The 19,316-nt window shown below is 60.1% G+C and carries 15 protein-coding genes; 7 read left to right on the top strand and 8 right to left on the bottom strand.

The genetic code is table 11. The features are described from left to right. Positions 1-83: 83 nt before the first annotated feature. Entirely contained in the window at positions 84-902 is an 819-nt protein-coding gene (locus ACVDG9_RS02310; RefSeq protein WP_022999635.1) for an RNA polymerase sigma factor, read from the bottom strand. A 167-nt stretch (positions 903-1,069) separates the two neighbouring features. Here ACVDG9_RS02310 and ACVDG9_RS02305 point away from each other — a divergent pair, with 167 nt between their 5' ends. Both ACVDG9_RS02305 and ACVDG9_RS02300 read left to right on the top strand, forming a co-directional pair. Further along, positions 1,070-1,429, top strand: a complete 360-nt coding sequence (locus ACVDG9_RS02305) for an MmcQ/YjbR family DNA-binding protein (RefSeq protein ID WP_447237206.1) — start codon at positions 1,070-1,072, stop codon at positions 1,427-1,429. Next, on the top strand, positions 1,419-2,606 hold the full coding sequence (locus tag ACVDG9_RS02300; protein ID WP_208997788.1) for an MFS transporter: 1,188 nt from the start codon (positions 1,419-1,421) through the stop codon (positions 2,604-2,606). The genes ACVDG9_RS02305 and ACVDG9_RS02300 overlap by 11 nt, the downstream gene beginning before the upstream one ends. A 7-nt stretch (positions 2,607-2,613) precedes the next feature. On the opposite strand, the gene ACVDG9_RS02295 is transcribed toward ACVDG9_RS02300, so the two are convergent. The 6 genes from ACVDG9_RS02295 to ACVDG9_RS02270 form a co-directional block, all read right to left on the bottom strand. Next, positions 2,614-3,750, bottom strand: coding sequence for a DNA alkylation repair protein (locus tag ACVDG9_RS02295; protein WP_447237205.1), 1,137 nt, complete (start codon positions 3,748-3,750; stop codon positions 2,614-2,616). A 197-nt stretch (positions 3,751-3,947) separates the two neighbouring features. Then, complete coding sequence (locus ACVDG9_RS02290; RefSeq protein WP_022999631.1) at positions 3,948-5,024, bottom strand: sn-glycerol-3-phosphate import ATP-binding protein UgpC; 1,077 nt, start codon at positions 5,022-5,024, stop codon at positions 3,948-3,950. A 13-nt stretch (positions 5,025-5,037) separates the two neighbouring features. Continuing rightward, complete coding sequence (gene ugpE, locus ACVDG9_RS02285; protein ID WP_022999630.1) at positions 5,038-5,880, bottom strand: sn-glycerol-3-phosphate ABC transporter permease UgpE; 843 nt, start codon at positions 5,878-5,880, stop codon at positions 5,038-5,040. An 11-nt stretch (positions 5,881-5,891) separates the two neighbouring features. Beyond that, positions 5,892-6,773, bottom strand: coding sequence for an ABC transporter permease subunit (locus ACVDG9_RS02280; RefSeq protein ID WP_055657334.1), 882 nt, complete (start codon positions 6,771-6,773; stop codon positions 5,892-5,894). 270 nt (positions 6,774-7,043) lie between these two features. Beyond that, complete coding sequence (locus ACVDG9_RS02275; protein WP_031268865.1) at positions 7,044-8,354, bottom strand: extracellular solute-binding protein; 1,311 nt, start codon at positions 8,352-8,354, stop codon at positions 7,044-7,046. 508 nt (positions 8,355-8,862) lie between these two features. Next, positions 8,863-9,555: a glycosyltransferase family 29 protein gene (locus ACVDG9_RS02270; RefSeq protein ID WP_447237204.1), complete on the bottom strand. Its 693-nt coding sequence runs from the start codon at positions 9,553-9,555 to the stop codon at positions 8,863-8,865. 150 nt (positions 9,556-9,705) lie between these two features. On the opposite strand from ACVDG9_RS02270, the gene ACVDG9_RS02265 reads away from it, so the two are divergent. The 5 genes from ACVDG9_RS02265 (at position 9,706) to ACVDG9_RS02245 (ending at position 17,139) form a co-directional block, all read left to right on the top strand. Further along, complete coding sequence (locus ACVDG9_RS02265) at positions 9,706-10,302, top strand: ImuA family protein (RefSeq protein WP_022999626.1); 597 nt, start codon at positions 9,706-9,708, stop codon at positions 10,300-10,302. After that, positions 10,256-11,722, top strand: a complete 1,467-nt coding sequence (locus tag ACVDG9_RS02260) for a Y-family DNA polymerase (RefSeq protein ID WP_022999625.1) — start codon at positions 10,256-10,258, stop codon at positions 11,720-11,722. Before ACVDG9_RS02265 ends, ACVDG9_RS02260 begins: the two co-directional genes overlap by 47 nt. Before the next feature lie 376 nt (positions 11,723-12,098). Continuing rightward, positions 12,099-15,488 (top strand): error-prone DNA polymerase, encoded by a 3,390-nt coding sequence (locus ACVDG9_RS02255; RefSeq protein WP_447237203.1) that lies wholly within the window; start codon positions 12,099-12,101, stop codon positions 15,486-15,488. A gap of 352 nt (positions 15,489-15,840) precedes the next feature. Then, positions 15,841-16,509, top strand: a complete 669-nt coding sequence (locus ACVDG9_RS02250; RefSeq protein WP_447237202.1) for a hypothetical protein — start codon at positions 15,841-15,843, stop codon at positions 16,507-16,509. A gap of 288 nt (positions 16,510-16,797) precedes the next feature. Next, positions 16,798-17,139, top strand: a complete 342-nt coding sequence (locus ACVDG9_RS02245; protein ID WP_447237201.1) for an OB-fold nucleic acid binding domain-containing protein — start codon at positions 16,798-16,800, stop codon at positions 17,137-17,139. A 91-nt stretch (positions 17,140-17,230) separates the two neighbouring features. Here the strand turns inward: ACVDG9_RS02245 and ACVDG9_RS02240 are convergent, their stop codons facing one another. Further along, a complete protein-coding gene (locus tag ACVDG9_RS02240) occupies positions 17,231-19,312 on the bottom strand; it encodes a DEAD/DEAH box helicase (RefSeq protein WP_447237200.1) in 2,082 nt (693 codons plus the stop codon). Between the last annotated feature and the right edge of the window lie 4 nt (positions 19,313-19,316).

Here is a 19,316-nt window from a genome sequence, read left to right as displayed (position 1 = left end):
CTTTCGATCGGCAAGGCGGTGCCAGTCCCGCCCGTTGCCGGGCTGGTTGATGCATTGTGCGATTACTGGCGGGTCTGGTTGCGTCAGTGGCCGGGGGACAGGATCTCGGTCAGCTGAACGCGGATGTCTTCAGGGCAACGTTGCCGGGGAACCGCATTCTGGAGTTCAAAGGCCTTCAGACCGTCGATCACCGATGCGACCTGCCGCCGGGCGTCGTGATAGGTTTGCGCCCCTCCGGCAGAATTGGGATAGGATCCGGGTTGAATTCGGCCGGAAGCGACGGCTGCAGGAAGCCGCTTCGGACAATTGCATTTCGCCTTTGCCGAAACGATGCCGCAGTGGCGCGAGGTAAACGCCATCACTTCCTCCCGTGCCCGCGACAACCGCTTGCGGTAGGCCGCAGGAGCAATTTCCAGAATGCTGGAGGCTTCGCCGTGTTCCAGTTCCAGGATATCGCCCAGCACATAGGCCAGTCTCAGGTCCATGGTCAGACAAAGCAGCATGGCCATGGTGCAGGAAATCCTGAGTTCATTCAGCAGAAGCACATCGTCCGGCGCCTTGGGCGGTTCCGCCACCAGGCCGTCTTCCAGATCGGCGGCAAAGGCATCGAATGTCAGTCCGAGATCCCGGTCGCGAACCTTCTTGGCGCTCACCAGGTAGCGAACGGCCACGCGGTAAACCCAGGTCGAAAACCGGCTCTCGCCCTTGAAGGTTGAAAGTTTGGTCAGGATCAGGATGAGAATTTCCTGCGTCGCCTCGCGTGCATCTTCCGGATTGACCAGAATGCGGCGGGCCAGATGATGGATCTGGTCCTGTACGCCCTCCAGAACCCGTTCCAGAGCAATCCTGTCACCTTCCTGGGCCGCCTGGACCGTTTCCGTTTTTACGCTGATTGCCGTCATGTCGTGTTCCGTCTCTTGGTGTCTCGTAATGTTAGAGAGCGCGGGGCTGGAATGTGTGACACGTTTTTTTCATTGCGATGCAGCTTGCGTGATTCAGCTGGAAAAGCCACTCTGCCGCTCCTGCCGACGGACCCCGTTTCCGGTCCCACGACTTTACGAGCACGCCAATGACCCGCGACGAGTTTGACGCCTTCTGCAAAAAGCTTCCGGCAACCACGCATGTGATCCAATGGGGCAATGCATCGGTCTGGAAGGTTGGCGGCAAGATCTTCGCCATCTGCTCTGGTTGGGGGGAAGGCGATTTTCCACGGTTCAGCTTCAAATGCTCCGATATTTCCTATTCCCTGCTCACCCAGCAGGAAGGAATGATCCCCGCGCCTTATCTTGCCCGTGCCAAATGGGTGCAGATGGAAGAAGAAGGCGCGCTGTCCGATGCGGACCTGAAGGCCTATATCGAAGCCGCGCACAAGATCATCGCGGCCAAGCTGACCGGGAAGCAGCAGAAGGAACTGGGTCTTGCCGGGTGAGATGGCGGGCAAATGGCGATCACTCGGCCTGCTGATGCTGGCCGAGATCGCCGCCATGAGCCTGTGGTTCATGTCCGCAGCGATCCTGCCCGATCTGACCCGTGAATTTCCCATATCCGACTTTGCCCAGGCCGCTCTCTCCAGCGCCGTCCAGATCGGCTTCGTGTTCGGCGCCGTCGCATCGGCCTTTCTTGGCCTCGCCGACAGGATCGACCCTCGGCGGTTCTTCGCTTTCAGCGCGATCACCGCTGCCCTGTTCAACGCAAGCCTGCTGGTGGTCGAGCCGGGTGGCCTGGCCTCTATCCTTGCGCGTTTTGCAACCGGCGTGCTGCTTGCGGGCGTCTATCCGGTCGGCATGAAGATCGCCGTCGGCTGGGGCCAGAAGGATCGCGGGTTTCTGGTCGGCACGCTTGTCGGCGCGCTCACCTTCGGGTCCGCCGCCCCTCATCTTCTGGCCTTGCTTGGAGGCACCGACTGGCGCTGGAGCCTGAGCGTTGCCTCTCTTGCGTCCGCTGCAGGAGGCGTGCTGTGCCTTTTTGCCGGCCTCGGGCCGTTCCATGCCAAGGCGCCCCGCATGAAGATGAAGGCCATCTTCACCGCGTGGACAAACCCAAAGATCCGCTACGCCTATGCAGGCTATCTCGGCCACATGTGGGAGCTTTACGCCATGTGGGCCTGGATCGGCGTTGCCCTTGCCGTTTCCTTCTCCGCCCATATGCCCGCAGAAACCGCGATCCCGCTGTCTCGCCTGATCGCGTTTCTGACCATTGCAGCGGGTGGTGCTGCCTGCGTTGTCGCGGGGATCATGGCCGACCGCGTCGGCAAGGCGAATATCGCGATTGCCGCCATGGTCATCAGTGGCACCGCCGCGCTCGCCTCGGCCCTCACCTTCGGCGGTCCCGTCTGGCTGACAATCCTGTGCGTCCTCATCTGGGGCGCCTCCATCCTGCCGGATTCGGCCCAGTTCTCGGCCCTTGTCGCCGACTACGCTCCGCCCGACCAGGCCGGCAGCCTGATGAGCTTCCAGACCGCCCTCGGCTTCGCGCTGACTTTCTTCACGGTGCAACTGACGCCGCTTGGCGCTGAGCTGATCGGCTGGCCCGGCGTGTTTGTCCTGATGGCCATCGGCCCGGCGCTCGGAATTTTGGGGATGCTCAGGCTTAAGCGGCTTTCCTGAACCGCGATCAGTTCATTGCCGTCGGCATCACCAGCTCAAACTCGGAAAATCCGAAATCCTTCCCGTTGATCCGGAGGCTGACCGCCTGCGTGCCTCCGTAATAGACCCGCGTTGTGATCGGCCGGATGGCGTGGCTGCGGGACAGGGTCAGCCGTGCCCCCGGAGCCAGTGTCAGCTTGGTCCATTTGAACACCTTGGGCGCCAGCGTGCCGTTGGCCTTCTTGAAATGGATCAGGTAGTCGATCACCAGATCCTGCGTTTTACTGCTGGTCGAAACCAGCTCGATGTTGAAGCCGACGGTGTCTCCATAAGCAACCTCGGCCGTCAGGACCTGCGGGCCTTCGACCAGGATCTCCGGCGGATTGAGCCCGAAGGCTTCCAGTGTTGCCGTGTGGCCCTGCTTGATCAGCGACCGGCAGGCGTGACGTACGAGTTTTTCACGGTTCCTGTCCGCCCCCTTCAGCCAACGTTTCGCGATATCGGCCACCAGTTCAGGATGGTCCTTGGCGATATCATTGAGGTGATTGGCTACGGACCGGCGAACATAGTCCTCCGGGTCGTCCTTCAGGGCTTCCAGAAGCGGCAGAGTGGGTGTGGGGTCTGCCACCAGAGCCTGCAGCCGCATGCCCCACGGCAGGCGCGGCCGGGTTCCTTCGGAAACCAGCCGGCGGACATGGACGCTCTCGTCCTTCACCCAGGGCGCCATGATGGCGAGTGCCTGGTCCTGATCCCTGGCCAGGAAGGGGCGCACGTCGAATTCGGCCGTCGCCCGCTTGGTCATTTCCTTCAGCAGCACGAACGAAGCCTCGAAATCCTCCAGGCCACTTGCCGCAACGACCATTCCGAGCGGCATCATGCCCCATCCTCGGATACCCTGCTCGTCGCTGCCCCTGTCGAAGGCGACCTCCGTCATCGGATGCAGCATGGCCTGCAGGATGGCAAAGCGGGCAGGTAGCTCCCGTGGCAGATGATGATCCAGATGCCTTGCGATCAGCGCAGCACGCTGCTTGAGTTCCAGACTGTCCAGCTCTTCCAGGATATCCGCTTCAAAGCCCAACCGGTCAAAATCGGCATGATGTTGCGCAACATGGCCGCCGATGCAGCGCACCAGATCCGGTGAAATGTTGTTCTTGAAGGGTTCCAAAGGTTTCTCCCTGAAGCGGTTTCAAGGTGTTTGCCAGAGCTTCGGAAGGAGTTCCAGACATCTCCTGCCGCTCTCCTGACAAGCACCGTCAGGAGGATGTTCGAATGGCCAAAAACAAAAAGCCACCCCGGTTGCCCGGGGTGGCTCTGTCCTGGTCCGGCGGCCCTCGTTAAACCGCCTCGCCTGACGTTTCCTGATCAGTCGATCCGCCGTCCGGTTTCAGCGTCGAAGTAGTGAACGTTTTCCGGAGCCGCCCGCAGATAAAGCTTCTCGCCCGGCTCATGACGGGCATGGCTCGACACGCGAACCAGGATCTCGTCGCCGCCATCGGCAAAGCTGGAATAGAGATAGCTTTCCGCGCCGACCGGCTCGAGCACGTTGACGCTGGCTTCCAGATGAAGGCCTTCGCCTTCACCGGGTGCAGTCACCACTTCGAGATGCTCCGGCCGGATACCGATGGTGTAGGCATCACGGCCCTTGGCATTGGCGCCCTTGAGGCCGGTGCCGGTTGCAAGAGCAAGACCGTTCCCATCCGCCTTGACCTTCAGCAAATTCATGGCCGGCGAACCGATGAAGCTGGCCACAAAGGTGGAGGCAGGCTTGTCGTAGACATCGATCGGCGCACCGATCTGCTCGATGTTGCCGCCGTTCAGAACCACGAGCCGGTCTGCCAGTGTCATCGCTTCCAGCTGGTCGTGGGTGACGTAGACGCTGGTGGTGCCGAGCGAGCGCTGCAGGCGCTTGATCTCGACGCGCATCTGCACACGCAGCTTGGCATCAAGGTTGGACAGCGGTTCGTCGAAGAGAAAGGCCGCCGGTTCGCGCACGATGGCGCGGCCCATGGCAACGCGCTGGCGCTGGCCGCCGGAAAGTGCCCGCGGCTTGCGCTCCAGGTAGTCGCCGATTTCCAGGATGCGCGCGGCTTCCTTGACCCGGCGGTCGATCTCGTCCTTGGCCATGCCGCGGTTTTTGAGGCCGTAGGCAAGGTTGTTGTAAACCGACATGTGCGGATAGAGCGCGTAGTTCTGGAACACCATCGCGATATCGCGATCCGCCGGATCGACGTTGTTGACGACGCGGTCGCCGATCTTGATGTCGCCGGTGGTGATTTCCTCAAGGCCTGCCATCATGCGCAGCAGTGTGGACTTGCCGCAGCCGGACGGACCGACCAGGACGATGAATTCACCGTCCGCGATGTCGATGGAAACGCCTTTGACCGCTTCCACACTGCCGCCATAGACCTTGCGGACCTTGTCGAGAGTTATCGTTGCCATTTATCTAAAAACCTCACTTGTCGCTCTCGACGAGCCCTTTGACGAACCAGCTCTGGAAAATCACCACGATGAGCACCGGCGGCACGATGGCGAGAATCGCCAGTGCCATGGCCTCGTTGAAGTCCGGGATCTGGGCTCCGACCCAGACCTGCAGGATCTGCTTGATGCCGCGAACCAGGGTGAACAGGCTCTCGTCGGTGGTGATCAGCGTCGGCCAGAGGTACTGGTTCCAGCCATAGACGAACATGATGATGAAGATTGCCGCGATCATGGTCTGCGACAGCGGTACCAGGATGTCCTTGAAGAACTTCCAGGGACCGGCTCCGTCGATGCGGGCGGCTTCCAGAAGTTCGTCCGGTACCGACATGAAAAACTGCCGGAAGAAGAAGGTGCCGGTTGCCGAAGCGATGAGCGGCACGATCAGGCCGGAATAGGTGTTCACCATGCCGAGGGACTGGACGATTTCGTAAGACGGCAAAATGCGCACTTCCAGCGGCAGCAGGAGCGTTGCGAAGATCACCCAGAAGCAGAGGGTTGCCATCGGAAAGCGGAAATAGACGATGGCATAGGCCGCAAGCATGGAGATGACGATCTTGCCGATGGCAAAGCCAAGGCCGAGGATCATCGAGTTCTTGAGCATGACGAAGCCGTCGACTTCCTTGGTGAAGCCACCGGCCTCGAACAGGACCGTCTGATAGTTCTCGAAGAACTTGCCACCCGGCGTGAACTGGATCCCTTCCTTGTAGATGGTGATCGCATCGTGCGTGCTGGTCAGAAACGCCAGCACGACCGGAGTGACCATGAAGAAGACGCCGAGAAGAAGAATGACGTGATCCGAGATCTGCAGTTTTTTCATCGTCGCCTCCCTTACGTGTAGTGCACGCGCCGCTCGATCAGGCGGAACTGGATGATTGTCAGGATGAACACCATCAGCATCAGGATCACGGACTGGGCCGAGGACCCGCCGAGGTCGTTGCCGCGGAAGCCGTCCAGGTAGACCTTGTAAACCAGGGTCACCGGGTTGTTGCCGGGCTCATTCTTCACGATGACGTCGATGATGCCGAACGTGTCGAAGAAGGCGTAGGTGATGTTGATGATCAGCAGGAAGAAGCCGGTGGGAGCCAGCAGCGGGAAGGTAACGGTCCAGAAACGCCGGAAGCCGGACCGGCAGTCGATGCTGGCGGCTTCCTGAACGGATTTGGAAATGCCCTGCAGACCGGACAGGAAGAAGATGAAGTTCACCGGGATCTGCTTCCAGACGGCGGTGACGATCATGGCAAAGCTGGTGTCGAAATAGCTTACGCCGATCTGCATCTTCCAGCCAAACAGGGCGAACAAGTCAACGATGGGGCCGACATGCTGGTCGAACAGAAGCACGCCGATCAGGCCGGCGACGGGCGGCGCAACCGCATAGACCCACATCAGCAGGGTCTTGTAGGAAGACGCACCGCGCAGAACCTTGTCTGCCTTGACCGCCAGCAGAAGAGCAAGCCCAAGCGACAGGAATGTCACGAAGAAGGTGAAGACCGCCGTGAACCGCGCCACCCGGCCGTAGTCGGTCGAGGTGATCATGTCCTTGAAATTATCGAGCCCGACGTAGGTCGAGCCGAAACCGAACGGATCTTCGAGATAGAAGGAGGACTGGATCGCTTGCGCGGCCGGCCACAGGAAGAAAACCGTCACGATGCCGAGCTGCGGCAGAAGCAGCAGGTAAGGCAGCCACGGAGACTGAAACTGGACTTTTTTCATTATTTCGTTTCTCGACCACCGGGAACGATTGGCGCCGGCCTCCCCTTGTGGGACGACCTGCCCGAAACATCAGGCATTGGATCTAATGCCGGAGGCTTCATTCATTTCGCTGCGGATCGACATCCGACCACCCAGACCCCTCTGGCTGAATGTCGGTCGATCCGGGCCATAAACGCATGATATTCGACTGAATTGGTATGCGTATACAGCCACGCTCAAAGGTCGATAGGGGCGCAAGGCGCCCCTATCGGTCTGGCGACTAAGTCGAGCTTAGTTGCTGGTGGTCTTGGCGAAACGCTCAAGGAGCTTGTCGCCGTCCGCCTTGATGGTCGCGAATGCGTCGTCAACGCTGGTCTCACCGGAGAAGACCTTGCCGAGTTCGCGGTTCATGACGTCGCGGATCTGGACGTAGAAGCCCATGCGGTAGCCCTTGGTCCACTCGCCGCCTTCCAGGGACAGCTGCTGGATGCCGACTTCAGCTGCCGGGGTGCGCTCGTAGTGGCCGTCCTTCTTGGCCAGCTCATAGGCAGCTTCGGTGACCGGCACGTAACCGGTTTCCTTGTGCCACATGTACTGGACTTCCGGAGAGGTCAGATATTCGAAGAACGATGCAACGCAGTTGTTTTCTTCAGCCGGCTTGCCGGACATTGCAAACAGAGCCGCGCCACCGATGAAGGAAGCCTTGTTGGCGCCTTCAACTGCTTCCCAGTAAGGCAGGTAGGTTGCGGAGAACGGGAAGTCGACCGTGTCGGCGATGCCGCCGAAGGACCCGGAAGAACCGATCCACAGAGCCACTTTGCCTTCGTTGAACGGGGTCTGGTTGTCACCCCAGCCGGTGCCGTAGTAGCCGAACAGACCTTCGTCGAGCCACTTCTTGGCAGCCTTGAAATGGTTCTTGATCGGCTCGCCGAAGACCAGCTCGGTGCCTTCTGCGCCGTCGTAACCGTTGTTGTTGGTTGCGAACTGCAGGTTATGACGGGACTTGAAGTTCTCGACGAATTCCCACGGCAGGTGCGACTGAACGAGCGGCACGTAACCGGCTTCCTTCAGCTTCGGAGCGATTGCTTCGAACTCTTCGTAGGTCTTCGGAGCTTCGACACCGGCCTTCTTCATCGCATCGTCGTTGATGTAGAGGATCGGAGCGGAGGAGTTGAACGGCATGCCGATCATCTTGCCGTTGCTGTCGGCATAGAAATAACGGACACCGGCGATGTAATCTTCGATGTTGAACTCGGCACCGCTCTCGTTGAGCAGGTCTTCAACCGGAACGACAGCACCCTTGGCACCGATGATGGTGGCGGCGCCAGCGTCGAACACCTGAAGGATGTTCGGCTGTTCGCCAGCGCGGAACGCTGCGATGCCGGCGGTCAGGGTTTCTTCGTAGGTGCCCTTGAATACCGGCGTGATCTGGCAGGCGTCCTGGGATCCGTTGTAGCCGTTGGAAATTTCGACAACCACTTCGCCGAGCTTGCCGCCCATGGCGTGCCACCAGGTGATGTCAGTGGCCGCATAAGAAGCGGAGGACGTGCCCAGGAGGGCGGCCGCAGCCACGAGGCTGGCGACGGTCTTGCGATAAGCCATGTTCATTTGCTCCCATCTAGCAGGGCGTCTTTGCCCCGGTCAGCAGTTGGTTCTCTCTCGGTGCCGAAATGGCTTCATCGGCACCCGAAACGATAACGCCTGCGTTTCGTATTGTTTTCATATGAACGTTATATGACGCTCATATGAACATTAAAAGACGCCTTGACCGCGTCCGCAAGAGGGAACGCAGGAAATTTGAAGAATCCCGACCCTTGATGGGATCCAGGGCTGCATTTCCGGCGGAAGCCAAGTTCTCGTCCGACAGCAAAAGCGTGCCCCCGGACACGGCTCCACCCTTGCCGCAATCCCGGCTAATGCTGGACTTTTTGCAGAATTTAGTTGGCTCATATGAAACTGTTCAGTCGTTCATATGAACTCTTGGTGACATTCACCGGCCTGTGGAAAGTGCAGATTTTTTCAATCGCTTGCAGGCCCGAAGCCGGAGCTGCGGACCCGGCAAGGCACTTTGCGGGTGCTTGTCAGATACCTTGATGATGCTTTTGGCGCCTCAGGCGTCCTGTCCGAAGATCCGGCGTTTCGTGCTTTCGGAAGAATGCAGGATCTTGTTGTGGAGATAATGCTTGGCCCGCTTCTCCAGAAACCGGAAGGCGTATTCCAGCTTGCCCTTGAGGCTCCGCCGGGGCTTCGGCCCTGGTGTCAGATGTTTGTGGATCCGCCCCTCGTCGCAGAGCTGCTGGACCCACTGCTTTTCCGCATCCCAGTCGTGGGTGTGCTGCTTGCCCTGATGGGTGAAGCCGAAGAGGTGAATTTCGGCGTCCGGCAGAACATCCAGGAATTCGGCGATGATCGACGCGCCCGATGTCGGGTTGCTGCGGTCGAACGGATCGAATCTCTTCAGGTGTTCCCGCGCCTTGTTCGTCGGGCCGAAGCCCAGATAGCGCGGCTTGCATTCGCGCGCGAACAGCCAGTCGACCTCGCCGTTCTCCTTTATGTCGTTCACCCAGACTTCCGGCGCGCGTTCCAGGGCAAGCGGGTTGATCCGCTTCGACATATAGACCCGGGCCCGGTTGAGCATCAGGATGTCGACCCGCTGGCCCGCAACCCCGAGGGCCGGCGCACTGTTGAAGCGCAGCACAAGGTCCGCCTTGTCGATTTCCGGCGCATCGGCCTCGGAAATCGGTCCGTTGCCGACGATGGAAATCGTCCTGATCTTCCGGCCCTCCAGAAGGCTGCTGGTCATTGGTGCTTTCCTGCCTGTTGTGCCGGGCGTATAGCAACCCGGGTCGTGCCCGGCAACGGCTGTTTGGAATGGATACTGACCGTATCCGGTTCCGCAAACAGCTTCCATGAGTTAGGCTTTGCTCAACCGATTGCTACAGACGATCCTTGCATGTCCTTGAAATTCTCCTCCGTCTTTCCGTTGAAACACGCCCGCGCGCACGAAGTGTGCGGCGACAGCGCGTTGAGCTTTGCTGCGATCGCCGCCGGGATGGCCAAGGGGGCCGTCGTGTGGATTTCGGAAGACTGGCGCCCGACGGTGAACCCGGAAGGCCTTGCGGCCTACTGCGATCCGGGCCGGCTGCTTCTGACCCGCGCCGGCAACCAGCTGACTGCTCTGGCAAGTGCGGAAACCGCGCTCAGGTCCGGCGCCGCCGGGCTGGTGGTGGCTGAACTTTCCGGCACGGTCGGACTGACGGAGGGCCGCCGGCTGCAGCTGGCGGCCGAGGCCGGGCGCACCACGGCCATCCTGCTGATCCCGGAAGGCGCGGGCAGCAATGCCGCCGAAACCCGCTGGCGCAGCACCTGTCTTCCGGCCCAATCCGCCCCCTCTTCCGGTCTTGCTCCGGAGCCTCGTCAAAATGGTCACGACTCGACTCATTGGCGCTGGTCGCTTATAAAGAACAAAATAGGAACATTGTCGGAATGGGTAGTACGTTGGGATGCAGCGGCGCATCGTGTCATTGTGGTTTCCGAGGCTGGCGGCTGAGCGCTCCCTGCGTGCCCGGCCCGTCGACGCACCCTTTGCGCTGAGCCTCTTCGACCGCAATTCCGAACGCCTTTACGACCTGTGCCCGCGTGCCGAAAGTTTCGGTCTCAACCGCGGCATGACGCTGGTTCACGCGCGCAGCTTCTGCCCCGGCCTACTGACCCGCCCGGCGGACCCGGCCGCCGACCAGCGTTTCCTGAGGCTGCTGGCCCGGTGGGCGACCCGCTACTGCCCCTGGGTCGGCCTTGACGGGCGCAACGGCCTCTTTCTCGATATCACCGGCTCGGCTCATCTGCTTGGCGGCGAGGAACCGCTGCTGGACGATATCCGTGCCCGGCTCGCCCGGGCGGGGCTGACCGCCCGGCTCGGCCTTGCCGATACCCCGGGAACGGCCTGGGCGCTGTCCCGGTTTGCCGAAGGCATTGCCGGGACCGGCGAAACCCTTGCCCGCATCGGCCCGCTACCCTTGTCCGCCCTGCGGCTATCCGACCAGACCTGCACCAGTCTGGAACGGCTCGGCATCGCCACGGTCTCGCAGCTCTACAATCTGCCGCGCGCCACTGTTGCCCGGCGATACGAGCCCGATGTGCTGCGCCGCCTCGATCAGGCGCTGGGGGCGCTGCCCGAGCAGATTTCTCCCCTTGGCGAGGAGCCGGGCTTTGCCGTGCGCATGACCCTGCCCGACCCGATCGGCCTTCTGGACGATGTCATGGCCGCCGCGCGCCGGCTGACCGCGCATCTGTGCCAGCGGCTCGACACCGCGCAGAAGGGCGCACGCAGCCTGAAGCTGACCTTTCGCCGGGTCGATCAGGAAAACCAGGCGGTGGAACTGAAACTCGCCCGGCCGATGCGCGACCCGGAACGGATCCTGGCCCTGTTCGAGCGCGGGGTCAGCGCAGTCGATGCGGGCTATGGCATCGACATGATCCGCCTGGAGGCAACAGAGGTGGAACCGCTCGGCATGCGCCAGCTGGACCGCACCGAGGGCCTGGAGAAGGACGGGCTCGACGATCTCATCACCCAGCTCGGCAACCGGGTGGGCCTCGACAACATCCTGCGGTTCCAGCCGGTCGACAGCCACATTCCCGAGCGCAGCTTCAAGCTGGTGCCCGCCGCCTACAGCCGCCCGGCGCAAGCCTGGCCCGCCAACCGGCCGCGCCCGATCCGCCTGTTCGCGCCCGAGCCGATTTCCGGCACCGGCTTCGAACCGCCCCGGCGCTTCCGCTGGCGCGGCCGGGCCCTGACCGTGTTCGAGGCCGAGGGGCCGGAACGGATCACCCCCGCCTGGTGGGACCTGGACGACAGCTGGGCCAAGGGCCTGCGCGACTACTGGCGCATCGCCACCCATCAGGGCCAGCGCCTGTGGCTGTTCCACACGCCCCAGCACCCGGCCTGGTTCGTGCAAGGGGAGTTCGGCTGATGGGTTTCCGCAGTTTGCGCCCCGCCTCTATCGCCTTCCCGGTCCTGGGCTCCCCGATCCTGGGCTCGCAGATCCTGGGCTCCCCGGTCCCGGATCTCCGCTGCGCTGCGTCCGGGATGACGATGGAGGGGACGGTTGTTGTTCCGGCTCTCCCCGCCCCTTGCCCGGTGTCACTCCGGACGGGCATCGCGAGATCCGGGGTGCACTCATTTGCAGAGCGGTGCCGGCAGGGGCTTCCGGTGCCTGCAGGGCAAGCGGACCGGCGGCTGGGACCGGGCTTTGCGCTTTTGCTTTGCCAGGACGGCACGCGGGGACACGGGGATCCCGCGCATCTGTCCTGCAAGAACATCATCGGAAAGAACAGGGAGGCCCTTCGGTGAGCGTGCTTCCGTCGCCTGACGATTTCCAGCCCGAGCCGGTCCGCTATGCGGAGCTGGCCGTGACGTCGAATTTTTCGTTCCTGCGGGGCGCCTCCCATCCGGAGGAACTGGTGACCCGTGCCGCCATGCTCAATCTCGATGCGGTTGCCATTACCGACCGCAATTCGCTGGCCGGGGTTGTCCGGGCCTATTCGGCGCTGAAGGAGATCAAGCGTGCGGCGGCCGAGGAAGGCGTTCAGATCCGCTCGCATTCGCAGATCGACACCTCCTCCCGCAAGGAGACGAACACGAGCCCGCCCCTGCCTGCGCCGCAGACACTGAAGCTGCCGCGGCTGATCGTCGGCGCGCGGCTTTGCCTGCAGGACAGCCCGCTGCACTGGGTGGCGCTGCCGACCGACCGCGCCGCCTATGAGCGGCTGAGCCAGTTGCTTACCCTCGGCAAGCGACGCGCGGAAAAGGGCGAGTGTCACCTGAATTTCTCCGACCTGATGAACGCCTGCAAGGGCATGATCCTGATTGCCCTGCCGCAGCCGGAGATGGCGCGCGAGACGATTTGTGAGACGGCTAAGGATCACATTCGCCGCCTGCGCCAGGAAGCGCCGGGACATGTGTTTCTGGGCGCGGCACCCCGCTATGACGGCACCGACCAGGCCTGGTTCCGCACCTGCGCCCGCGCGGCGCATTCGCTTGCCGCACCGATGGTCGCCGTCGGCGACGTGATGATGCACCATGCCGGCCGGCGCCGGCTGGCCGACGTGCTGACGTGCCTGCGCGAAGGCTGCACCATCGACGATATCGGCACACGCGCCCTGCCCAATGGCGAACGCCGGCTGAAGGCGCCGGAGGATATGGCCAGGCTGTTCCGTCATCATCCGGCAGCCCTGCGCCGGACGCTTGAGATCGCCACCCGCTGCAGCTTCGATCTTTCCGAACTTTCCTACCAATATCCGGACGAGATCACGGGCAACGAACCGCCCCAGGAGCGGCTGGAACGGCTGACCTACGAGGGGCTGGAAAGACGGTATCCCGCGGGCGTGCCGGACCATGCGCTGGCGCTGGCGGAAAAGGAACTGAAGCTGATCCGCAAACTTGCCTTTGCCGCCTATTTCCTGACCGTGCATGACATCATCCGCTTTGCCCGCAGCAAGAACATCCTGTGCCAGGGGCGCGGCTCGGCGGCCAATTCCATCATCTGCTATGCGCTCGGCATCACCGATGTGGGGCCGGAAACCATCACCATGGTGTCGGAGCGCTTCATCTCCGAGCATCGGGGCGAGCCGCCGGACATCGACGTCGATTTCGAGCATGAGCGCCGCGAGGAGGTGATCCAGTATGTCTATGAAAAATACGGCCGCCACCGCGCCGGGCTCTGCGCCACGGTGATCCACTTCCGCACCCGCGCGGCGATCCGCGAGGTCGGCAAGGTGATGGGCCTGAATGCGGATGTCACCGCCGCGCTGGCCGGGCAGATCTGGGGCAGTTCCAGCAAGGGGCCGGAAGAAACGCGGATGAAGGAGATCGGGCTCGATCTCGACAATCCGCGCGTTCGCCAGACCATCGAGCTGATCCGCGAAATCATCGGCTTTCCGCGTCATCTCAGCCAGCATGTCGGCGGTTTCGTGATCACGCAGGGCCGGCTCGACGCGCTCTGCCCGATCGAGAACGCGGCCATGGAAAACCGCACGGTGATCGAATGGGACAAGGACGATATCGACGCGCTCGGCATCCTGAAGGTGGATCTGCTCAGCCTCGGCATGCTGACCTGCATCCGCAAGTGCTTCGAGCTGATCGACACCCACCATGGCCAGGAACTGACCCTCGGCACCGTGCCCCAGGCCGACAGGAAGACCTATGACATGCTGTGCGTGGCCGATGCCATCGGCGTCTTTCAGGTGGAAAGCCGGGCGCAGATGAACTTCCTGCCGCGCATGCGCCCGCGCCAGTTCTACGACCTTGTCATCGAAGTGGCGATCGTGCGCCCCGGCCCGATCCAGGGCGGCATGGTGCACCCTTACATCAACCGCCGCCAGGGCCGGGAGAAGGTCACCTTCCCCTCAAAGGCGCTGGAGGAGGTGCTGGGCAAGACGCTTGGCGTGCCGCTGTTCCAGGAACAGGCGATGCAGATCGCCGTGGTCGCCGCCGGGTTCACGCCGTCGGAAGCCGACAAGCTGCGCCGCTCCATGGCCACCTTCCGGCGCATGGGCACCATCGGGCAGCTGAAGGACAAGTTCATCTCCGGCATGCTGGAGCGCGGCTACGAGCTGGAATTCGCCCAGAACTGCTTCGGCCAGATCGAGGGGTTCGGCGAATACGGCTTTCCGGAAAGCCATGCGGCCGCCTTTGCCATGCTGGCCTATGTCTCGGCCTATCTGAAATGCCACTTCCCGGCCGAGTTCGCCTGCGCGCTGCTGAATGCCCAGCCGATGGGCTTTTATGCTCCGGCGCAGATCGTGCGCGATGCCCGCGAGCACCAGGTGGAGGTGCGCCCCGTGTGCGTCAACACCAGCCTGTGGGACAACACCCTGGAGCGGCGCAGCGACGGCGCGCTGGCGCTGCGCCTGGGCTTCCGCCAGATCAAGGGCCTGCGCGAGGAAGACGCGGCCTGGATCGTCGCGGCCCGCGGCAACGGCTATCCGGACACGGAAACCCTGTGGCTGCGCACCGGCGTCATGCCGGCCACGCTGGAGCGGCTGGCCGAAGCCGATGCCTTTGCCGGCATGGGGCTCAGCCGCCGGGCCGCCCTCTGGCAGGTGAAGACCATCCGCAGCCCCAAACCGCTGCCGCTCTTCAACGACCCCATCGACGGCGAGGCGATCTTCGAGCCGGATGTCCTCCTGCCCACCATGCATCTGGGGCAGGAAGTGGTGGAGGATTACCTGTCCACCCGGCTGACCTTGCGTGCCCACCCGATGGAACTGCTGCGCCCGCATATCCCGCATCTGACCCCGCATGACCGGCTGGCGGCCCTGACCCCGCGCGAGGCGCGCCGCGTTTCCGTCTGCGGGCTGGTGATCACCCGCCAGCGCCCGGGCACGGCCTCGGGCGTGATCTTCCTGACGCTGGAGGACGAGACCGGCGTTTCCAACGTGGTTGTCTGGCCGAAGATGTATGAAAAATTCCGGCCCGCCGTTCTCGGCGGACGGCTCCTCAAGGTCACCGGGCGGCTGGAGCGCGAAGGCATGGTCGTTCACCTGATCGCCGACCACATCGAAGACCGCTCCCGCGACCTGTCGCTTCTGGGCCACCCGAACGACGACGTTCTGGGCCAGACGACCACCAAGACCGACGACGTGCCGGTGCATCTGAAATCAGACGCCCAACGCACCCGCGCCATGCACCCGCGCGAACAGGCCAAACGGCTGTTCCCGAGCCGGGATTTTCATTGAGGGGTGGTGTGTAAGATGGGCGAAAAGTGAAAGATCGCTGCGCTTTGAACTGGCAGTAGCAGAGCGGACGAAGGCGCCGTTGAAATTGTCAGATTCGATGTCCGCTGTCATAGGTCGGCACCCCATAGGCCCACGACCCGCAGCAGATTCATGCACCTAAAAGGGTGCGTGTTTTCGTTTGGTTCCGAACTTGCGTATTGGTCATGACATGTGCACCAAGGCTAATTTGGATTGTGCGTTTGACTCCAACCTTGAAAAGGCGGGATGCTGTTGCAACGTGGCCATCTGTTTTCGTATTGATGAGCGTTGAAAATCAAGCCACATGGGTATCTGAAACAACACAGGATATTGTATGAAAAATCAGTGCCATGCCTGTGGCGAAGAAATTTCAGAGAATGCAAAAGTCTGCAGACAATGCAACTCAAGTCAAAATAGATTTCTTTACTGGATTAATTCCTTTGCCAATCTTGGGACACTTGTTGTTTCTTTATTAGCCCTGCTCGTGTCCTTTGCTGCTTTATATTTCAGCACAGTGAAGGAACCTGCCAGCCCACGACTCTTCGTTCAGGTAGATCGCTTCACCCAAAGTGGTTTTTCTTTCTTCGTCACTAACTTAGGTGAACTTCCAACGCTGGTAAGAGACTTCGATCTAAGAATTAGTCTAAACCAGGGGGAAGGTACGCACGTCGTTCGAGCTGGCTTTACTATCCCTCCTGCCCAGATACCGCCGGGAGGAAATCAGCTCTTTTCGGTCAAATACTCAAGTTTTGTGCCTAGCTTTACAAGCTGGACCACATCCGAAAACACGGAAGAGCCATTCTCTCTCAAATTCCTATATGGTGCAGCAAGCTTCGGTAATAATCTGCACTGTCAGGTCGATGTGTATTTTACATCGCGGCGGTACTTTCCCAGCAATATTGACGGCGCGGAAGGCTCGGTAAATGGAACTTGCTCCGAGGCGATGAAATGGTTCGCCGAGAACATTGGTCCACTTAGACTCGACATTGAAAGCGCAGAGTAGAAAGTATTTGCGTTTGTGACGGTCGGCCAAAAGCCAACTGGGACGCGTTCTCAAAGCTTAAGTCGCATAAGCTCTTGTATTTGCAGGCTGCGCACAATTCCGGAAAGCCGTCATTAGCCATCTCGCAGAAACCCGGAACTTTGGGCTCGTTGCAGTCCTTCCCCGCATAAAGAACGAGCAGCAGCTTCGGGTCAAAAGCACGAGACTGCCTCGAAAGGGCTGGCCACTCTTGGCTAGGAAATCAATGCCGACTGACTTGCCACTTCCAGCCCGGGCACGGCCTCGGGCGTGATCTTCCTGACGCTGGAGGACGAGACCGGCGTTTCCAACGTGGTCGTCTGGCCGAAGATGTACGAAAAATTCCGGCCCGCCGTTCTCGGCGGACGGCTCTTGAAGGTCACCGGGCGTCTGGAGCGCGAAGGCATGGTCGTTCACCTGATCGCCGACCACATCGAGGACCGCTCCCGCGACCTGTCGCTTCTCGGCCACCCCAACGACGACGTTCTGGGCCAGACGACCACCAAGACCGACGACGTGCCGGTTCATCTGAAATCAGACGCACAACGCACCCGCGCCATGCACCCGAGAGAACAGGCCAAGCGGCTGTTCCCGAGCCGGGATTTTCATTGAGTGGGGATGTGTAAGATGGGTGGGGAGTGGGCGTTTGCTGCAAATGCGAGAACCGGCACGTAAACTGCCTATGCTTTGAGCCTAACCACCTTCACAAGGCTTGCTGTAACCATTCACGCTCAAATTCTGATAGCGCTCCGTTTGGATCCTGAATGGCTTCGTACAAGCGGTTCCTCAAAGTATTCTTGGTGTCACCGTCAACGTAGAACGCCTGCGAAATCTGAATGGGCACGCCTTCCTCGTCCAATTCCTTGAGAATTTCCGGCTGAAACCAGCTACCAATGCTGCCAAGAAACAGACTGTAGTCGGCTTGTGGCGACGACTGGCGTACAAATAGCTCTACCAATGCAAAGTTTTGCGGCAAACCATACTCGCAAGCCCGCAAGAATTTGAAGATGTTGTCTCGGTTTTCGGGTTGCCCCTTGTAGCTTAGATCCTGAATCAGAAGGAAACTTTTTAGGCTTGTTGCCTTTCGAAGTCTGTCGATGAGTGTAGCAAGTTGTCTGGTATTGAACGCTCCAAAGGAACCAACCTTCTGTTGAGAACAGAATACATCACAGACTTCGAGAATCTCGGGCCAACTTGGCCAGTTTGCCCAAATCAATCTGTCGCTCTCTTCAAGGGAGCTGATTACTTGCTCTTTTATGGCTATGGCTGTTTCCAACCCGATCGAAGACGCCAATTTAAGTTCATCGCCCTCAAGACCTAACCTATCCCAGTAGTAACGAAACCTGTCATCTGACCGCTTTGACCTATCCGGTTTGTCGATATGTACGATGTACTCGTCGGGTAGCTCGTCATCCTCTGAAAACAGTGTTGGGCTGACTTCCAGTTCGGTGTACTCAGGGATATCATTGAAGACCATAACTTGGCCGACGTGATGCTGTCCGAGCCGCCCAGCGCGCCCCTTGATATTTGAATAGGTGAAGAAGTCATACGAATCCCGATTAATCTTTTTGTCAAAGATCATGACTGTCTTTGCCGCCGTGTTGACGCCTTCAATGAGCGTTGAGGTGCAAAGCAGTATGGGCAGTTTACCTTGATTAAAGAGGCGAACCATTTGCGCAGCAATTGCTCGCGGAATGCGGCCATGATGGACACCAAACCCATAGTAAACTGCCAAAGATAGGAAATTGTTTCGCCCAATATTGTTCCTCAACCAAACGGCGAAGTCGCTTGTGTCTTCTGCCACGGCCATCTTTTCAGAAAGCTCGATTGCAAGTTTGTTGGCTTTGCCCGGTGACGAGATAAAGACAAGTGCTGGCCAGTTATTATCCTCGCCAATTTCTTCGATCAAGCGCTCACGCTTGTCCGATACCGTTCGAAGGTCCAAGGTCTCTACTGCGACCGTAGAAAACCGAGTTCGCAGAAATTCAAAATTCCAGCGGGAATCTGGTGCAACAGATATCTTGTCGATATTGGGGCCAAGAAAGAAGAACTGCTTCGACCGCTTGAGCAAACGGTAGACCGCAGCGTTAAGTGTGATGCTTCGCTCGTCACGCCTGTCCGGATCAAGTTTGTAAAACTCGTCAACAACGGTGAGGTCCAAAGCTCCCAAGTCTTCTCGATATATCAGTCGTTCTTGGGTCCCAAGGAAAATGGTCGGATCATCCGTCGATGTTTCGCTCTGGTGCATCACCAGTTTGAACTTTTCTGAAAAACGATCCCGAAAGCGCCTTCTGAATTCGTCGAGTAGCGCAATCGTCGGCAGCACAACAGCCACACGACGATAACGTTCAGTCGAGAGCAGAGCGTCGATCAGCAGGCTCTTTCCAAAACTGGTTGGGGCGCTCAAGATGAGATTTCGGCCCGCAAGGAGAGCATCCAGAGCTTTGATTTGTTCGCGATGAAACGTTACCCCTCCTAATTCGGGAGCAGTTACAGCTTCAGCGACAAGTGCGTCTGTCTCGTCTGCCCACTCCGTTTCGATATAGTTCCACAGCCCTGTTGAACGGGCCAAAGAGCTTACTAGGGGCCGATAGCTTAGGAGTTCGTCTGGGTGGGTGTCTAAGAGGTCGGCAAGTCTGGGAACAACCTCAAGCAAGTTTGGGTCATCGGCATCGGTTGACTGAATGGCGAAGGACGCGGCTTGCAGCACTCGAAACGTTTCGCGCTTCAAATCTGAGCCAGAAAGCGAATTTAGGGCCTTCCAGTTAATATCCAGAACAGGCATTTGT

The sequence above is a fragment of the Roseibium sp. RP-7 genome (assembly GCF_053005225.1).
Note: the sequence above shows the minus strand (reverse complement) of the source record. Positions and strands in the feature narration are given on the sequence as shown.